Here is a 17,726-nt window from a genome sequence, read left to right as displayed (position 1 = left end):
GCCCTGGTCCGGTCGCCGCCGCGCCGTTCTGCCCCCGCCGGAAGATCTTGCTGCCGAGCCACACGAGGGGATCGTACCGTCGGTCGACGACGCGTTCCTTCATCGGGATGATCGCGTTGTCGGTGATCTTGATGTGCTCGGGGCAGACCTCGGTGCAGCACTTGGTGATGTTGCAGTAGCCCAGCCCCTGCGACGCCTGCGCGTACTGCTTGCGGTCGGTCCTGGTGTCCAGCGGATGCATGTCCAGCTCGGCCGCGCGGATGAACACCCGGGGACCGGAGAACGCGGTCTTGTTGTCCTCGTGGTCACGCACCACGTGGCAGGTGTTCTGACAGAGAAAGCATTCGATGCACTTGCGGAACTCCTGCGAGCGTTCCACGTCGACCTGCTGCATCCGGTACTCACCCGGAGCGAGGTCCTCCGGCGGGCTGAACGCCGGCGTCTCCAACGACTTCTGGTAGTTGAACGAGACGTCGGTGACCAGGTCGCGGATCACCGGGAAGGTGCGCAGCGGGCTGACGCTGATCGTCTCGTTCTCCTCGAACGTCGACATCCGCGTCATGCAGCCCAGCTTCGGCATGCCGTTGATCTCCATGGAGCAGGAGCCGCACTTGCCGGCTTTGCAGTTCCACCGGCAGGCCAGATCCGGAGCCTCGGTGGCCTGCAGCCGGTGGATGACGTCGAGGACGACCTCGCCCTCGTTCACCTCCACCTGGTAGTCCTGCAGGTCGCCGCCGGCCTCGTCGCCCCGCCACACCCTGAAGTGGCGCTTGGTGCCCATCAGTTGTCCGCCTCCTCAGCGAGCGCGTCCTGCGCCAGCGCGTCGAACTCCGCCAACTCCTCGTCGGTCAGATACTTGGCCAGCTCCGCCCGGTCGAAGAGCTTGATCAGCTCCGGGCGCATCTTCGGCAGCGGCTGGTGCTCCAGCTTGACCGTCTCGCCGTCCAGCGAGCAGACCAGGTTGACCGTGCGCCACTGCGGGGCCATGGTCGGGTGGTCCTCGCGGGTGTGTCCGCCCCGGGACTCGGTGCGCTCCAGCGCGGCCTTGGCGGTGCACTCCGACACCACCAGCATGTTGCGCAGGTCCAGCGCCAGGTGCCAGCCCGGGTTGTAGCGCCGGCCGCCGGCGGCGCTGACCTTGGCCACCCGCTCGCGCAGCTCGGCCAGCCTGACCAGCGAATCCGCCAGCTCACCCTCGCGGCGGATGATGCCGACCAGGTCGCCCATCACCGCCTGCAGGTCCTGCTGCAGGGTGTACGGGTTTTCCCCGGTGTCGCGCGACAGTGGCGCCAGGGCCTGGTCCACCGCCTCCTCGACCTCGTCGGCCGAGACCTTCGGCCGTCGGTCCAGCCCGCCGACGTACGCGGCCGCGTGCTCGCCGGCCCGCTTGCCGAAGACCAGCAGGTCGGACAGGGAGTTGCCGCCGAGGCGGTTGGAGCCGTGCATGCCGCCGGATACCTCACCGGCGGCGAACAGGCCGCTGATCCGGCCGGCCGCCGCGGCGGTGTCCGGGTCGACCTCGACGCCACCCATCACGTAGTGGCAGGTCGGCCCGACCTCCATCGGCTGCTTGGTGATGTCGACGTCGGCCAGCTCCTTGAACTGGTGGTACATCGACGGCAGTCGGCGACGGATCTCCTCGGCCGGCAACCGGCTGGCGATGTCCAGCAGTACGCCGCCGGACTCCGTACCGCGACCGGCTTTGACCTCGCTGTTGATCGCGCGGGCGACCTCGTCACGGGGCAGCAGCTCCGGCGGACGCCGGTTGTTGTCCGGGTCGGTGTACCAGCGGTCCGCCTCTTCCTCGGTCTCCGCGTACTGCTTGCGGAACACGTCGGGGACGTAGTCGAACATGAACCGTTTGCCGTCGGTGTTGCGCAGCACCCCGCCGTCGCCCCGGACCGACTCGGTGACCAGGATGCCCTTCACCGACGGCGGCCAGACCATGCCGGTCGGGTGGAACTGCAGGAACTCCATGTTGATCAGGGTGGCGCCGGCCCGCAGGGCGAGCGCGTGCCCGTCGCCGGTGTACTCCCAGGAGTTGGAGGTGACCTTGTACGACTTGCCGACCCCGCCGGTGGCCAGCACCACGGCCGGCGCCTCGAACAGGACGAACTCGCCGCTTTCCCGGTAGTAGCCGAACGCGCCGGCGACCCGGGGACCGTCCGGCCCGTCCTCCAGCATCAGCTCGGTGATGGTGGTCTCGGCGAAGACCTTGATCCGGGCGTCGTGGACGCCGTACTCCCGCTTGTCCTCCTGCTGCAGCGAGACGATCTTCTGCTGCAGGGTGCGGATCAGCTCCAGGCCGGTGCGGTCACCGACGTGGGCCAGGCGCGGGTACTCGTGGCCACCGAAGTTGCGCTGCGAGATCTTGCCGTCCTTCGTACGGTCGAACAGCGCGCCGTACGTCTCCAGCTCCCAGATCCGCTGCGGTGACTCCTTGGCGTGCAGCTCGGCCATCCGGAAGTTGTTCAGGAACTTGCCGCCGCGCATGGTGTCGCGGAAGTGCACCTGCCAGCTGTCCCGGCTGTTCACGTTGCCCATGGCGGCGGCGGCGCCGCCCTCGGCCATCACCGTGTGCGCCTTGCCGAACAGCGACTTGGAGATGATCGCGGTGCGTTTGCCGGCCAGTCGGGCCTCGATCGCCGCCCGCAGCCCGGCGCCGCCGGCGCCGATGACCACGACGTCGTAGTGGTGTCGTTCGATTCGGGTAGTCATATCGTCCAAGCCCTCAGTTGAAGAACCGCAGGTCGCTGAACCAACCGGCGGACAGCGCCATCACGTAGAAGTCGGTCAGCGCCAGGGTGCCGAGCGTGATCCAGGCCAGTTGCATGTGCCGGACGTTGAGCTTGGAGATGAACGTCCAGGCCCGGTAGCGCACCGGGTGCTTGGAGAAGTGCTTCAGCCGACCGCCCGCGATGTGCCGGCAGGAGTGGCAGGACACGGTGTACGCCCAGAGCATGATCACGTTGCCGAGCAGGATGACGTTGCCCAGTCCGACGCCGAAGCCGTTCTCCCCGTCGAAGGCGAGCACCGCGTCCCAGCTGTTGATCAGCGAGATGATCACCGCGGCGTAGAAGGCGTAGCGGTGCGCGTTCTGGAAGATCAGCGGGAAGCGGGTCTCACCGGTGTAGCGCTGGTGGCCGTCCGGCACCGCGCAGGCCGGCGGGGAGAGCCAGAACGCCCGGTAGTACGCCTTGCGGTAGTAGTAGCAGGTCAGCCGGAACAGCAGCAGGAACGGCAGGGTCATCGCCGCGTCGGGGATGATCCACCAGCCGGGTAGGAACCGGCCGAAGTGGGCCGCCTCCGGTACGCAGCGTTCGGTGACGCACGGTGAGTAGAACGGGGTGAGGTAGTGGTGCTCCTGGACCCAGTAGAAGTCGTGCATGAAAACACGGACAGTGGCGTAGGTGACCCAGGCACCGAGTCCGATCACGGTGATCAGCGGGGGTAGCCACCACCGGTCGGTGCGCAACGTCTTCGCCGCGATGGCGGCGCGCGCCCGCGCCTGCCCCGGCATCGTTGCCGTAGTCGTCATCCTGTCTCCCTGACGGGGCCCGACCCGTGCAAGGGCGGACCCGGATATCTTCGGCCGGTCTGTGGCGATGCAGGGCAGAGCCCAGAGGGCCGTGCGACCGCGTGCTCCGGAACCCGCACCACGCATCGGCGGGCGCTGGTCCGGTGCACACGTTACGCCCAGTACCGGCGGCCGTATGCGCAAGGGAGTCTCGCCGGTATCGCGTCGGTTACGAAAGCCCGGCCCGCCGCTAGGGGGGTGGATGTGCAGAAGCTCACTGGATCCCGAGCGGCGTCGGTCACAGATTGACAGCGGACCCGTCGTCAGGGGTGACGGGCGGTGCGGTCGACCAGCCCGCACCGCCCATCGCGGACCCACCAGAAGTGAGGTATGCCTAACCTAAGCGGCGCCGCGGGGTGTCGTCAATACCGCCAGGGTCAGCCGGTGGCACCGCCGGTGATCTGCCAGCCCGCCAAATGCAGGGCCGGCGCGTGCCAGGAGGTGTCGTCCCAACTGTCCGGCAGCCGGCTCAACTCCGAGCCCAGACCCAGCACCGCACCGGGCGCCAGCGCCTGCGGATACGACTGGGTGAACCGCAGACTGCGGACCGCCGCCACGACCTCGCCCGACTCGACCAGCCACGCACCGTTACGGGTCAGGCCGGTCACCACCAGGCTGCGTGGATCGAGAATCCGGGTGTACCAGAGGTCGGTGACCAGCAGACCGCGCTCCACACCGCCGAGCAGCGTCGCGCTGCCGCCAGCCGCCGGCCCGCCGCCGCCGGCGGACTGCCCGCCGTCGGCGGACTGCCCGCCGTCGGCCGGAAGCAACCGTAGATGCTGACCCACCGGCCCCCACGAGACGCTGCCCGGTGCCGCGTGCCCGGTCGAGGCGGTGCCGGCCGCCGCCGCGGTCCGTCGGTCGTGGGTGAGCGCCGTCGACCGGCCGGCGTCCACCAGCACCGTACGGCCGGTCGGGGTGCCCTCGGCGTCGAACGGCAGCCCGCCGCCGGTGGCCGGGTCGTCGACCAGCGAGATGGCCGGGTCGAACTGGGCCTCGCCGAGCCGGACGAACGACCGCCGCTCGTGGTGCGCCTTGCCGGCGAAGCCGTGCCGGGCCAGCATCTGCAACAGATCCAGCACCGCGGTCGGTTCGAGCACCACCGGGTAGCGCCCCGGCGGCAGATCGACCGGGTGCCGGCCGGCCCGGGCCTTCACCGCCGCTCGGGCACCCAGCGCCGCGCCGTCGATGTCGGTCAGCCTGCCGGCCGCCTGCCGGGCCACCCCGTCGGCGCCGTCGGTCCGGGCGATCCCGTCCATCGCGGCCTCCGCCGACCGGCCGCCGGCGGTCTGCCCGGCGCTGTTGGCGAACCCCGTCGACCGGTGCACGGTACGGCAGAAGCCGGCGCATTCCAGACCACCGGCGGCCGCGACGAAGTCCCGCACCCGGGCCGCCCGCTCCGCCGGACCGGCCTGCGCGGTCGCCTCGTCCCATGAACCGGCCGCGTGCAGCGGTGCCGGCCCGGCCAGCCCCGGCCAGGCCGGATCCGGCGGGCAGAGCCGGGCCGCCGCCAAAGTGCGCTCGACCAGGTCGGCCAACCCGTCCGGGCCGGTCAGCGTGGTCGAACCGATCGCGGTACGGCCGTCGACGTGCAACCGCAGCCACACCGTGGTGACCGCCTCGGCGACGTTCTGGTGGATGAACGAGTTGGCGAACCGGGTCAGTGCCAGCGCCCGATGGCTGACGTACGCCTCGGCCTGCGCGCTCGGCCCGGCGGCCCGCCGGACCAGCTCCACCACCCGGAGGGCCAGGTCGGTTTCGGCGGGCGACGTCGCCGCGCCGGTCAGCCCCGCGTCCAGACTCACCCGCGTACCCCCACCCGGACGTTGGTGAACCGGGCCGGCGCCGCCGGATGCCCGGTGTGCCCGACCTGGCCGGGCTGGCCCTTGCCGCAGTTCGGCGTCCCCCAGGCGACGCTCTCCGACGACAGCATGTCCATCGACTGCCAGAACACCGGGCCGATCCCGGTGTACGTCGGGTTGCGCAGCATCCGCCCCAACTTGCCGTTGCGGATCTCCCAGCCGATCTCACACCCGAACTGGAAGTTGAGCCGCCTGTCGTCGATCGACCAGGACCGGTTGATGTCCATCAGCACCCCGTGGTCGGTCGCCGCGATCATCTCGTCCAACGTGTGCGGCCCCGGCTCCAGACCGACGTTGGTCATCCGGACCATCGGCAGCCGCGACCAGCCGTCCGCCCGTACGCTGCCGCCGTGGTCCAGGCCGGCGACGGCCGCCGAGTCCCGACCGGCCAGTACGCCGACCCACCGGCCCTGCCGGACCGCGTCCCGCTTGACCGCCGGGCTGCCCTCGTCGTCGAACCCGAAACTGCCCAGCGCGCCCGGGATGGTCGGGTCGATCGTCACGTTCATCAGCTCGGATCCGTACCGCAGGCTGCCCAGCTGGGCCAGGTCCAACCAGGACGTGCCGGCGAAGGCGGCCTCCCAGCCGAGGATCCGGTCCAGTTCGATGGCGTGCCCGACCGACTCGTGGATCTGCAACGCCATCTGCTCCCCGCCGAGGATCAGCGTGGTCTCCCCGGCCGGGCAGGCCGGCGCGGTGAGCAGCGCCCGTGCCTCCTCGGCGATCCGGGCGGCGTGCGCCGGCAGGTCCAGGCTGTCGACCAGTTCCCAGCCGCTGGTGCCGTACTGGCCGCGGTGGCTCGGATAGGAGCGGCGCTGGGTCTCCCCGTCACCGATCACCGTCGCCGACAGCCCCGCCCCGCACTCGCGGATCCGCTGGTCGATCCGGTGCCCCTCGCTGGAGACGAACCACTTCTCGGTGTCCCAGATGTGGTACAGCCCTTCGGCCAGGTCGGCACCGTGGTCGAGCATCGTGCGGGTCGCCGACACCAGCAGATCGCCCTTGTCCGGCAGCGGCACCGACAACGGGTCGACCCGGCACGGGCTGGACCAGCTCGCGGTGCCGGCCCCGGCCGGCACCAGGTCGATCGGCGGCCCGGGCACCTGGGCGCTGGCCGCGGCGATCTTCGCCGCCCGACCACCGGCGGCCCGCGCCGCCGCCGGCGACGGATCCGGTACGGCGTAGAAGCCCCAACTGGAACCGACAAGTGCGCGGACGCCGAGACCGGCGTCGCTGTGCTGGACCAGCGCCTCGATCTCGCCGTTGCGCGCGGTCATCGACTCGTAACGGCGGTGCATCACCCGCGCGTCGGCGTACCGGGCGCCGGCGTCGAGTGCCGCCTGTACGGCGGCCGTCGCCACCTCGAACTGGGTCACCCTGTGACCTTATGCGACATCGGCTCGGCCGAGCGATCCCGATGCCCCTGGCGGCCGCTCAGCCGAGCGTCTCCGATGCCCCTGGCGGCCGCTCAGCCGAGCGTCTCCGATGCCCCTGGCGGCCGCTCAGCCGAGCGTCTCCGATGCCCCTGGCGACCGCTCAGCCGAGCGGTCCCAACGCCTGCCGGATGAACCCGAGTTCGGCGCGCAGCACGGTGGCCGCGTCCGGGTCGGTGCCGGCGGCCAACGGCAGCACCGCGTGCGGTCGGCCGGCGGCCAGCAGCGCGGCGGACAACCGCAGGGTGTGCGCCACCGGTACGGCGCCGTCGGCCAGCCCGTGCACCAGCAGCAGTGGGCGGAGCTCGTCGCTGCCGGTCACCGGTTCGGCGGCGACCTCCACCAGGCTGTGGTGCGGGTAGATCTCGCCGCCCTCCTCGGGCAGGCCGAGGAACCGCTCGGCGTACCCGCTGCGCAGCAACGCCCAGTCGGTGACCGGGTCACGCGCCACGGCGGCCCGGAACACGTCCGGGCGGCGCAGCGCGGCCAGCCCGGCCAGCCAGCCGCCGAACCCGGTGCCCCGCACCGCCACCCGGTCCAGGTCGAGGTCGGGATGTTTCTCCGCGATCGCGGTCAGCGCGTCCACCTGGTCGGCGAGCAGCACGTCGGCCAGCCGCCGGTGCACCACCTTCTCGAAACTCGGCGCGACACCCGGCGTACCCCGGTTGTCGACGGTCACCACGGCGAAGCCGGCGTCGGCCCACCACTGCCGGGCCAGCCAACCCGCCCGTTCGGCACGGACCTGCTGGTGGCCCGGGCCGCCGTGCACCTCCAGCAGCACCGGCAGCCGCCGGCCGGCGACATGCGACTGCGGGTACAGCACACCGGACGGCAGCCGGCGGTCGGTGACCCGTTGCAGCGTGGGCCGGGGCGTCACCGCCGGGGTGGCCGCCAGGCTCCGCAGCACGCCGAGTTCGGTGTCGTCCCGACAGATCGTCCAGCGCACCCCGGGCTGGTCCAGGGTGGCCGAGCCGACGGCCAGTACGGCACCGCCGACCGCGGCGACGTGCCAGCCGGGGCTGCTGGTGAGCCGGACCGCGTCCAGACCACCCGAGGAGGCCGCGGTGCGGACCCGGTAGAGGTGCTGTTCGCTGGGTTCCCCGTCACTCGCCTCGATCAGCAGGTCCGGGCTGGTGTGCCGGCCAGGCAGCCGGCCGACCACCCGGCGTACGTACAGCGCCGCCGGGGTGAGCAGGGTGCCGTCGGCGAACAGGCAGCGGGCGTCGTACCCGTCGTGGGCGAGCTCCCCGCCGACCAGCACCCGGCCGTCGGACAGGTGGCAGGGGGTGCCGGGGATCGGCTCCACCCACCGGGGGTCGGCGAGCTCGGCGTGCACCTGGGTCTCCCCGGTGCGCGGGTCGATGGACAGCACCAGACCGTGCTGCTGCAACCGGCGCAGCACGGTGATCAGCGGGCTGCCGTCGGACCAGTCGACCGACACCAGGTACGGGTAGGTCTCCCGGTCCCAGTGCACGTCGACCCAGCCGCCGTCGAGGTCGAGCAGGTGCAGGGTCACCTCGGCGTTGGGGCCACCGCACACCGGGTACGGCCGGCTGCGGGCCGGCCGCTGCGGCTGCGCCGGGTCGGCGTACTGCCAGCGGGGCAGCCGGGAACGGTCGGCCCGGGCGGCGAGGATGCTCTGGCCGTCCGGTGACCACCAGTAGCCACGGTCCCGGCCGAAGTCGGCCGCCGCCGGGTCGGGCAGCGCCCAGGTGATGTCGCCGTCCTCACCGGCGAGCAGCACGTCGTGGCCGTCCGGGTGGACGACCCGCAGCTTGCCGGATCGGTCCCGGCCGGTCGCGCCGGCCGGCCCGACCGGGTCCGCGTCGCTGTCCGACACGTACGCGATCCGGCTGCCGGTCGGGTCCGGCCGGGCGTCGGTGACCGAGCCGACCACCGGTACCTCGATCACGTCGCCGGTCACCAGGTCGGCCCGGAACAGTCTGCCGGCCAGGACGAACACGGCGACCCGGGCGGCCGGGTCGGTGGCATACCGGGTGATCCCCGCACCGGCGGTGTCCCCGGTGCCGGCGGTGCTAGCGGCGCCGAGCAGGACCGTCGGGTCGGCGATCCGGCGGTGCTCGCCGCTGTCGACCTCGAACGACCAGAGACCAGCGGCCGGGTCGTGCGGGCCGGTGGAGCGCAGGAACACCACGCGGGCGCCGTCGGCGCCCACGGTCACCGCGTGCGGGGCGCCCCGGACGGGTACACGGGTACGGGCGGCAGGTTCCGGAGATTCCACTCTCGGATCGTAGAACCGGCTGATCAGCGATGAGACCGGTAATCCACTCCGGTGCCCATCCGGCGTAAAGTTGCCGGAGTGACCGACCCCGCCGCCGCGCGACGGCTTCTCCTGGTTCATGCCCATCCGGACGACGAAACGATCGGCACCGGCGCCCTGATGGCCCGGTACGCCGCCGCCGGAGCGCAGGTCACCCTGGTCACCTGCACCCTCGGCGAGGAAGGCGAGATCCACCTGCCGCGCCTGGCCGGGCTGGCCCCCGATCAGGCCGACCAGCTCGGCGGGTACCGGATCGCCGAGCTCGACGCCGCCTGCGCGGCGCTCGGGGTGACCGACCACCGGTTCCTCGGCGGTGCCGGCCGGTACCGGGACTCGGGGATGATGGGCCTGCCGACCAACGAGCACCCACGGGCGTTCTGGCAGGCCGACCTGGACGAGGCCGCCGGTCTGCTGCTCGAGGTGCTGCGGGAGACCCGGCCGCAGGTGGTGGTCACCTACGACGACAACGGCTTCTACGGCCACCCCGACCATATCCAGGCCCACCGGGTGACGATGCGCGCCGCCGAGCTGGCCGCCGCCGAGGGCGTCGCCCCTGACAAGATCTACTTCACCGCGATGCCGAAGAGCGTGCTCGCCGCCGGCATCGACGCGTTCCGGGGCGCGTCGAACAACCCGTTCGCTGGCGTCGAACACGTCGACGACCTGCCGTTCGGCACCCCCGATCCGCAGATCGCGGCGCGGATCGACGGCACCGCCCACTACCAGGCGAAGCAGGCCGCCATGCGGGCGCACGCCAGCCAGATCCCGGACGATTCCTGGCTGTACGCGCTGGCCGGCAACGTCGGCGGCGAGTTCATGGGCTACGAGTACTTCGTGCTCGGCGCCGGCCGGCCGGGTCCGGGCGACGGCCCGTACGGCTGGGAGACCGACCTGTTCGCCGGGCTGCCGGCCGCCGAGGTGCCGCTGCCGTGACCTCGCCCGGTGTCTCCGGCCAGGTGTCGGCGGTGGAGCCGCCGCCGGTAGCGTCGGCTCCGGCCCCCGCCCGCCTGCGTGAGCTGGTGGATCTGGGGATGCGGACGGTCGGCGGGGTGGTCGCGGTGGTCGCGGCGGTGCTGTCCGCGGTTCTGGAGCTGCTGCTGGCCACGGTACGGGTCGGCGGGCACCTGGTCGGAGTGTCGGTGCTGCTGGCGATCGCCGGCAACGTGCTGGTGAGCTGGTTCGCGATCCGCGCGGTGGGCGCCCGGTGGGCGATGACGTTGCCGGCGGCGGCCTGGTTCGCGGTGATGGTGCTGGCCGCTGGCGGCACCACCGAGGGGGACATTCTGCTGGCCGGCGACAACTGGGTGGGCTTCGCGGTGATCTTCACCGGAGCGATCGCCTTCGCCGTACTCGCGTTCCGGATGATCCTGGCCCAACCGGCCCGCCGCAGCGACGGAGGCTGACGCGGCCGGGTGCCGGCTCCTACAATCTTCGGTACGAAAATTGTGGTCCGGAGGACACCTGTGCGGTCCGGCGTGCTGTGGACGCGGTGCGGGTCTGGGTGCGGGAGGTAAAAATGAGGCAGCGCTGGCTGCCGGTCGGCGTACTCGCCGGGGTGCTGTTCGCGGCCAATGTGGTGGCCCGGCTGGTGGTCCGCTTCTGGTTCGACGCCGACCCGCAGATGCAGGACCGGCTCTCGTTGGCGATGTTCGTGGTGATCGGTGTGGTGCTCGGCTCGGTGGCCTTTGTCTGGGGGCGGGACCGGCCGGTGGAGCGGTGGAGCGGTGACGTCGCAGCGGCGATCCTGGCGGCGCTGGTGCTGACCGTTTTCGTCGGGCCGTTCGTCAACGGTGACCATCCGTTCTCGGCCGGGGCGGGTGCGTTCTTTTCCCAGGTGTGGCTGTACGGCGGCTTTTCCATCGGTGGGGTGCTGCTCGGCTATCTGGTGCTGATCACACTGGGCTGGGACCACCGGTCGAAGTCGCTGGAACGGTACGCCGAGACCAAGCTCAACAAGCCCCGTCGGGTGGTCCGCCGCTGACCGCCGGCTGCCACGGCAGATAGACGTGGTGGGTGGTGAAGCCGAGCCGGGCGTACAGGGCGGTCGCCGGGTTGTGCTGCTCGACCTGGAGGAACGCGGTCGGCGCGGCCAGTTCGTCGGCGGCCCACCGGCCGACGGCCCGCAGCACCCGGGTGGCGTGCCCCTGCCGCCGGGCCGTCGGCTGCACCTCCAGCAGCGCGATCTGACACCACCGGTGGTCGGCGTCGACGGCGCCCCGGGCGATGGCGACGAGCTCGCCGTCGGCGTACAGGTGGGCGAAGCGCACCTGCGGTGCGTCGATGAGCAGCCGGTGGGCGGCGGCCGGCAGCGGGTCGCCGGCCGATTTGCGGGCCGCGACCAGGGCGAGCCACTCCTGCGACGGCGCGGGGTCCAGCCGTACTGTCGGCGCGTCGCCGGGTGAATCGTCCGCGTCGCCGGGTGGACCGTCCGCCGCGTCGTCGTCCTGGCCGGCGGTACGGGCCAGCAGGTCGGCCAGCGGCACGGTCTGCACCAGCACCAACGGTCCGCTGCGCCATCCTCGGCGGGCGAGTTCGCCGGCGACCTCGGCGGCGGCCGGCAGCGGCACGTTGACCTGTGCCGGCAGGCCACGCTCGGCGTACCAGGCGGTGACCGCGTCCACCGCCGCCGGCAGTGGGCAGCCGGGGTCGCCGAGCGGCAGCGCCGAGTTCGCCCGGCCGGTCCAGCCGTCGGCGGCGCGCAGCAGCCAGTCGCCGAGCCGCTGCTGTACCGGCGCCGCCCAGGTCTGGCTCGCGGCCCGTTCCAGCTCGGTGACGGCGGCGGATTCGCGGTCCGCCGCCCGACGAGCCGCCGGATTGGCGGTCGGCGGCACCAGCTTGCTGCGGTGCACGTCGGCGAGTGCGACCCGGCGCGGCCCGTCGCGGGTCAGCACCGTGAGTTCGGTCTCGGTCAGCTCGGCCAGCAGACCGAGTAGGTCGGTATAGAGCGGACGATCTCCGCCAACACCTATAATTTTTCGGACTACCACGCGGTGTCCCACATCTTGTGGCCGGAGCACGATCGACCCCCTCCCCGGCGAGATACTAGGCTCGTCAGTGCCGCGGGCGATCGCGGCATGTCGTGCGGGAAGGAAGGCCAGTGACCTACATCATCGCCGAGCCGTGCGTCGATGTGCTCGACAAGGCGTGCATCGAGGAATGCCCGGTCGACTGCATCTACGAGGGCAACCGGATGCTGTACATCCACCCCGATGAGTGCGTCGACTGCGGTGCCTGTGAGCCGGTCTGCCCGGTGGAGGCGATCTTCTACGAGGACGACGTGCCGGAGCAGTGGAAGGAGTACACCACCGCGAACTACGAGTTCTTCGAAGATCTCGGCTCGCCGGGCGGTGCTTCCAAGGTCGGCAAGATCGAGAAGGACACCCCGTTCGTCGCGGCCCAGCCGGCGCGCGGGGACGCGCACTGACCGGGCCGCGGGCGGGTCTAGCCGCCGCCGGACGGCCCGCGCCGACCGGCGGCGGGTCACCGGCCGCCGGTCTGCCGGACTTTCCCTGGGACCGGCTGGCACCGGTCAAGGAGCGGGCCGCCCGGCACCCCGACGGCATCGTGGACCTCTCGGTCGGTACGCCGGTCGACCCGGTGCCGGCCGTGGTCCAGCGGGCGCTGGCCGCCGCCACGGACACCCCGGGTTATCCGCTGACGGCCGGCACCCCGCGACTGCGCGAGGCCATCCGGCAGTGGTGCGTACGGGAGTGCGGCGCCGTCGGCGACCGGATCGGCGTGCTCCCGACGGTCGGGTCCAAAGAGCTGGTCGCCTGGCTACCCACCCTGCTCGGGGTCGGTCCCGGTGACGTGGTGGTGGTGCCGTCCGTCTGCTACCCGACCTACGAGGTCGGTGCCCGGCTCGCCGGGGCCGAGGTGGTACGGACCGACTCGCTGACCGCGCTCGGGCCGTCGAGCCGGGTCCGGCTGGTCTGGGTGAACTCCCCGGGCAACCCGACCGGCCAGGTGCTGCCGAGCGGGCATCTGCGCAAGGTCGTCGACTGGGCGCGTGAACGCGGGGCGGTGGTGGCCAGCGACGAGTGCTACCAGGCCCTCGGCTTCGAGGCGCAGCCGGTCTCGGTGCTCAGCGAGGACGTCTGCGGCGGTGATCCGACCGGCCTGCTCGCCGTGCACTCGTTGTCCAAGCGGAGCAACCTGGCCGGCTACCGGGCCGGGTTCGTCGCGGGTGATCCGCGGCTGGTCGGTGACCTGCTCGCGGTGCGCAAGCACGCCGGCATGATCGTGCCGGCTCCGGTACAGGCGGCGATGGTCGCCGCGCTCTGTGACGACCAGCATGTGGCCGACCAGCGCCGGCGGTACGCGGCCCGCCGGGACCGGCTCCGGGGGGCGCTCACCGCGGCCGGCTTCACCATCTCCCACTCGACCGCCGGTCTCTACCTGTGGGCCAGTCGGGACGAGGACAGCTGGTCGACCGCCGACTGGTTCGCCGCCCGCGGCATCCTGGTCGCGCCGGGTGCCTTCTACGGCCCGGGCGGGCAGCGCCATGTGCGGGTGGCATTGACCGCCACCGACGAGCGGGTGGCGGCGGCGGTCGCCCGGCTCGACTAGGCTGACCGGATGGATGCTCCGGTGGTGGCGGTGCGCGGTGAGGTGACCCGGGAGGTCCCACCCGAGTTGGCCCGGTTCGGGGTGACCGCCGTCGCCCGGGGCAAGGACCGCTCCGGCACCCTCGCCCGGCTCGCCGAGCGGGGCGAGGCGGTCCGCACACTGATCGACGGGTACGGGTCGGCGATCGAGCGCCGGGAGTCCGGCGCGCTGCTGGTGCGGCCCGAGTGGCGACGCTCCGGGGAACGGGGCGTCGCCTACCACGCCAGCGTCACCACCACCGTCACGGTCGTCGACTTCACCGTGCTCGGTGAGCTGATGATGCGGCTGGCCGGCCAGGACCAGGTCCAGGTCAGCGGGCCGTGGTGGTCGCTGCGGCCGACCAGCCCCGAGCTGGGCCAGGCCCGTCGGGCGGCGATCGCCGAGGCGATCACCCGGGCGCGTGACTACGCCGACGCGCTGGGGGCGGAGGTGACCGGCCTGGTGGAATTGGCCGACCACGGGATGTCCGCGCCGCAGCCGGTGATGTTGCGCGGTGCCACCCGGGCGTTCGGCGCGACCGAGATGGCGGATTCCGCGCCGCAGCTCGATCTCGACCCGCAGGTGCAGACGGTGCATGCGGTCGTGGAGGCCCGATTCACCATCTCTGCTCCGGCGGTACTGCGTCCATCGTGACCGGCGAACTGCCCGATCCGGATCGACGTCTCATCGTTGCCGACCATTGCCCGGCAGAAGTATGGCCAACGCGTTGTCGGACTGGTAAACCGAGCGGTGGATGTGTTGCCCGGCGGTGAATGGATCGCCCGGGCGTCGACGGGTCAGTTGTAGGCGTTGCCGCGCGTTGACGTCCGGCCTGAGGGGAGGCCCGTGTCGGTCCGGAAGCTCACCAGTGGATATGCCACGGTGATGATCCTGCTGTCCGCCGGGATCCTTCTCGCCCCCGGCTGGCATCCGGTGCTGTGGCCGGCGCTCGGTATGATGAGCGCCGGTGGAATCTTCTTCGGTATCCGCCGCTACCGGCCGAAACGGGCCGCGGCGTGGTGGAGTCTCGCCGGCGCGGTGGTGATGCTCGCCGCTGGCGACACCACGTACGCGATTCTTCCCGGATCAATCGTCACCGAGCTGTGCTATCTGACGGTATTCGCCCTCACCGCCGTCGGCCTGTTCATGCTGACCCGGGGCAACCGGATGCTCGGCGACCGGTCGCGGCTGCTCGACGTCCTCACATTTTTGTGCACCGCCGCGCTTCTGGCCTGGATCTTCATCATCGGTCCGTACATCACCGCTCCTGGGATGGATCCGTTCGAACGGTCGATCCTCGCCGCGTACGCCCTCGGTGATCTGTTGATTCTGGCCGTGATGATTCGTCTGCTGGCGACGAATCCACGGACCCCGGCCCTGGTGCTGCTGCTCGTCGGGGGCGCCGGCATGCTCACCGGCGATATCCTGTACGGACTGACGACGCTCGGTGAGCAGTGGCAGCCGGGCGGCCCGATCGAACTCGGCTGGCTGCTGACGTACCTGACCTGGGGAGCGGCCGGGCTGCATCCGTCGATGGCGCAGCTGTCCGAGCCGGTGGAGATCGAGCCGGGCAAGATCAGCCGGCCGTGGGCGGTGCTGCTGGTCCTGGCGACCATGATCTCGCCGTCGATTCTGCTGATCGAGGCGATGACCGGGCGGATCCGCGACGGGGCGATGCTGGCCATCACCTCGGCGGTGGTCTTCGCGCTGGTGCTCAGCCGGTTCGGTGACGTGCTCGCGGCCCACCGTCAGACGGTCCGCCGGGAGCAGGGGCTGCGGGACGCGTGCGCCGCCCTGGTCTCGGCGGCCGACGCGGCGCAGGTGGATCGCGCGGTGCGGTCCGGGCTCGCCCGGATCGTCCCGGAGGGTGTCGACCACCGCCTAGTGCTGGTGCTCAACCGCACCGGCGGGGTACCGGCGCTGGCCAGCAGCGTCTGGGGTCCGTCGGTGCCGGTGACGGCGACCGGCACGTTGCTGCCGTCGACCGCGGCGGTACGGCGTACCCGGCTGCTGCGTCGGCCGACCCTGACACCGATGCTGGCCCACCAGCTCGGGTCCTTTCCGTTCGCGTTGCTCTGCCCGTTGGTGCTGCCGGAGCAGCGGCCACCCGGTCCGGTGCCGGCACAGCTGCGGCCCGACGTGACCGGGCCGCGGGCCGGGGTGCTGCTGGTCTCGGCCGAGACCGGCGTCCTCAACGCGTTACGCGACGCCATCGAGGTGCTGGCCAGTCACGCCACGATGGCATTGGAACGGATCCGGCTGGGTGACGAGATCAACCGGCGGGACGCGGAGGTGTACTTCCGTGCCCTGGTGCAGAACAGCGTGGACATCATCCTGATCGTCGACGACGGCGACGCGGTCCGGTACGCCAGCCCGGCGGTGCAGACGGTGCTCGGTCGGCCGGCACCGGACGGCGGACCGCTGACCGACCTGGTCGATCCGCCGGACCACGGGCGGGTGCTCGAAGGGCTCGCCCTGGTCCGCTCCTCCGGTGAGCCGCACGACTGGCCGGACTGGCGGCTGCGGCACGCCGACGGTAGCACCGTGCAGGTCGAGGTGAGCTGCCGTGACCTGCGGTCGGACCGGGCGGTACGGGGCCTGGTGCTCACCCTGCGGGACGTCACCGAGCGACGTCGGCTGGAGCAGGAGTTGACTCACCGGGCGTTCCACGATTCGTTGACCGGGCTGGCGAACCGGGTGCTGTTCCACGACCGGGTGCAGCAGGCGGTGGCCCGCGCCCAGCGCGGCGGGCACGCGGTCGGCGTACTGTTCATCGATCTTGACGATTTCAAGGTGGTCAACGACACGATGGGCCATCAGGCCGGCGACGAGCTGCTGGTCGCGGTGGCGAACCGGTTGGCGGCCACGCTGGGGTCGGCCGACGCGACGGCCCGGCTCGGCGGTGACGAGTTCGCCGCGCTGGTCGACGACGCGACCGACCCGGCCGAGGTGGAGCAGACGGCGCAGCGGGTGGTCGCGGCGTTCGCCGAACCGTTCCGGCTCGCCGGACGGATGGTCGGTGGCGCGGTCAGCGTCGGGGTCGCGACCACCTCGGACGCCGAGGGCACCGATGAGCTGCTGCGGCACGCGGATCTCGCCCTCTACGTCGCCAAGGGGGCGGGCAAGGGACGCTGGCGGCGGTACCAGCCGGCGTTGCACGTGAGCCTGATCCGGCGGATGGAGCTGCGTACCGCGTTGGAACGGTCGGCGCCGGAGTCCGACTTCGCTGTCGTCTACCAGCCGGTTGTCGAGCTGGCCAGCGGAAACGCGGTCGGGCTGGAGGCGTTGCTGCGCTGGCGGCACCCGAGCCTGGGGCTGCTGCGGCCGGACCAGTTCATCGACGTGGCCGAGGAGACCGGGCTGATCGAGCCGATCGGCGACTGGGTGCTGGGTCGGGCGCTCGCCGGTGCCACCCAGTGGCGGGCCGCTCTGCCGGTGGGGGAGGCCCCGTATGTCAGCATCAACGTCTCCGCCCGGCAGTTCCGGGTCGCCGGCTTCACCGGCAAGGTCCGTCGCGAGTTGATCGCCGCCGGGTTGCCGGCGGACTCGGTGATGCTGGAGCTGACCGAGAGTCTGCTGCTGCAGAACGACGACCAGATCTGGTCGGACCTGGCGCAGCTGCGCGAGCTCGGTGTCCGGCTGGCCATCGACGACTTCGGTACGGGGTTCTCCTCGCTCAGCTACCTGCGTCAGTTGCCCATCGACGTGCTCAAGATCGACCGTTCGTTCACCGCGGAGATGGCCTTCTCGCAACGGCAGCGGTCGTTGGTGGACGGGATCATCCGGTTGGCGCACTCGCTCGGTCTGCAGGTGGTGGCGGAGGGCATCGAGACGGTCGCCGACCGGAACCTGCTCGGTGACCTGGGGTGCGGCTTCGGGCAGGGTTATCTGTTCTCCCGGCCGCTCGACGAGGCGGACGCGGCGGCCTGGCTGGCCGGTGGCCGGCCGGTCGGGTTGACCCACCCTTAGATGATCTATAAGTAGTC

Annotated in this window: 13 protein-coding genes and 1 pseudogene; 7 read left to right on the top strand and 7 right to left on the bottom strand. The window is 71.7% G+C overall.

All coding sequences use genetic code 11. The features are described 5' to 3' along the window. Nucleotides 1-28: 28 nt before the first annotated feature. The 6 genes and pseudogenes from EDC02_RS28130 to EDC02_RS28105 all read right to left on the bottom strand — a co-directional run. Nucleotides 29-781, bottom strand: a pseudogene (locus EDC02_RS28130) (succinate dehydrogenase/fumarate reductase iron-sulfur subunit); the annotation flags it as partial. Further along, the gene (locus tag EDC02_RS28125) at nt 781-2,718 is read right to left on the bottom strand and encodes a fumarate reductase/succinate dehydrogenase flavoprotein subunit (protein ID WP_123605361.1); all 1,938 of its coding nucleotides are present in this window, start codon (nt 2,716-2,718) and stop codon (nt 781-783) included. The gene EDC02_RS28125 and the pseudogene EDC02_RS28130, both read right to left, overlap by 1 nt. Nucleotides 2,719-2,731: 13 nt before the next feature. Next, a complete protein-coding gene (locus EDC02_RS28120; protein ID WP_123605360.1) occupies nt 2,732-3,538 on the bottom strand; it encodes a hypothetical protein in 807 nt (268 codons plus the stop codon). A 416-nt stretch (nt 3,539-3,954) separates the two neighbouring features. Continuing rightward, nucleotides 3,955-5,364, bottom strand: a complete 1,410-nt coding sequence (locus tag EDC02_RS28115) for a TldD/PmbA family protein (protein WP_123607168.1) — start codon at nt 5,362-5,364, stop codon at nt 3,955-3,957. A 14-nt stretch (nt 5,365-5,378) separates the two neighbouring features. Continuing rightward, nucleotides 5,379-6,815: a TldD/PmbA family protein gene (locus EDC02_RS28110; RefSeq protein ID WP_123605359.1), complete on the bottom strand. Its 1,437-nt coding sequence runs from the start codon at nt 6,813-6,815 to the stop codon at nt 5,379-5,381. 160 nt (nt 6,816-6,975) lie between these two features. Continuing rightward, on the bottom strand, nt 6,976-9,114 hold the full coding sequence (locus tag EDC02_RS28105) for a prolyl oligopeptidase family serine peptidase (RefSeq protein WP_123607167.1): 2,139 nt from the start codon (nt 9,112-9,114) through the stop codon (nt 6,976-6,978). Nucleotides 9,115-9,192: 78 nt separating this feature from the next. On the opposite strand from EDC02_RS28105, the gene mshB reads away from it, so the two are divergent. The 3 genes from mshB to EDC02_RS28090 all read left to right on the top strand — a co-directional run bounded on the left by mshB (nt 9,193) and on the right by EDC02_RS28090 (nt 11,134). Then, a complete protein-coding gene (gene mshB / locus EDC02_RS28100; protein WP_123605358.1) occupies nt 9,193-10,086 on the top strand; it encodes an N-acetyl-1-D-myo-inositol-2-amino-2-deoxy-alpha-D-glucopyranoside deacetylase in 894 nt (297 codons plus the stop codon). Then, the gene (locus EDC02_RS28095) at nt 10,083-10,556 is read left to right on the top strand and encodes a hypothetical protein (RefSeq protein WP_233606481.1); all 474 of its coding nucleotides are present in this window, start codon (nt 10,083-10,085) and stop codon (nt 10,554-10,556) included. The genes mshB and EDC02_RS28095 overlap by 4 nt, the downstream gene beginning before the upstream one ends. 113 nt (nt 10,557-10,669) lie before the next feature. Beyond that, complete coding sequence (locus EDC02_RS28090) at nt 10,670-11,134, top strand: hypothetical protein (protein WP_123607165.1); 465 nt, start codon at nt 10,670-10,672, stop codon at nt 11,132-11,134. Here EDC02_RS28090 and EDC02_RS28085 read toward each other — a convergent pair. Beyond that, complete coding sequence (locus EDC02_RS28085) at nt 11,103-12,170, bottom strand: GNAT family N-acetyltransferase (protein WP_123605357.1); 1,068 nt, start codon at nt 12,168-12,170, stop codon at nt 11,103-11,105. The genes EDC02_RS28090 and EDC02_RS28085 overlap by 32 nt on opposite strands. A gap of 80 nt (nt 12,171-12,250) precedes the next feature. On the opposite strand from EDC02_RS28085, the gene fdxA reads away from it, so the two are divergent. From fdxA to EDC02_RS28065, 4 genes are all read left to right on the top strand, one after another. Further along, nucleotides 12,251-12,577: a ferredoxin gene (gene fdxA / locus EDC02_RS28080; protein WP_233606480.1), complete on the top strand. Its 327-nt coding sequence runs from the start codon at nt 12,251-12,253 to the stop codon at nt 12,575-12,577. Between the two features lie 71 nt (nt 12,578-12,648). Beyond that, a complete protein-coding gene (dapC, locus tag EDC02_RS28075) occupies nt 12,649-13,722 on the top strand; it encodes a succinyldiaminopimelate transaminase (RefSeq protein ID WP_233606685.1) in 1,074 nt (357 codons plus the stop codon). A gap of 9 nt (nt 13,723-13,731) precedes the next feature. Next, nucleotides 13,732-14,394, top strand: coding sequence for an SIMPL domain-containing protein (locus EDC02_RS28070; RefSeq protein ID WP_123605355.1), 663 nt, complete (start codon nt 13,732-13,734; stop codon nt 14,392-14,394). A 192-nt stretch (nt 14,395-14,586) separates the two neighbouring features. Continuing rightward, the gene (locus EDC02_RS28065; protein ID WP_123605354.1) at nt 14,587-17,709 is read left to right on the top strand and encodes a bifunctional diguanylate cyclase/phosphodiesterase; all 3,123 of its coding nucleotides are present in this window, start codon (nt 14,587-14,589) and stop codon (nt 17,707-17,709) included. Nucleotides 17,710-17,726: the final 17 nt, after the last annotated feature.

Origin of the sequence: Micromonospora sp. Llam0, assembly GCF_003751085.1 — a bacterium.
Lineage (GTDB): Bacteria > Actinomycetota > Actinomycetes > Mycobacteriales > Micromonosporaceae > Micromonospora_E.
The sequence above is the reverse complement of the archived record's forward strand: the minus strand, read 5'-3'. Positions and strand labels throughout refer to the sequence as shown.

Excerpts from the sequence above, each read along its gene's own strand:
- EDC02_RS28125 (WP_123605361.1), bottom strand. The coding sequence starts at position 2,718 with ATGACTACCCGAATCGAACGACACCACTACGACGTCGTGGTCATCGGC.
- EDC02_RS28120 (WP_123605360.1), bottom strand. The coding sequence starts at position 3,538 with ATGACGACTACGGCAACGATGCCGGGGCAGGCGCGGGCGCGCGCCGCC.
- EDC02_RS28070 (WP_123605355.1), top strand. The coding sequence starts at position 13,732 with ATGGATGCTCCGGTGGTGGCGGTGCGCGGTGAGGTGACCCGGGAGGTC.
- EDC02_RS28090 (WP_123607165.1), top strand. The coding sequence starts at position 10,670 with ATGAGGCAGCGCTGGCTGCCGGTCGGCGTACTCGCCGGGGTGCTGTTC.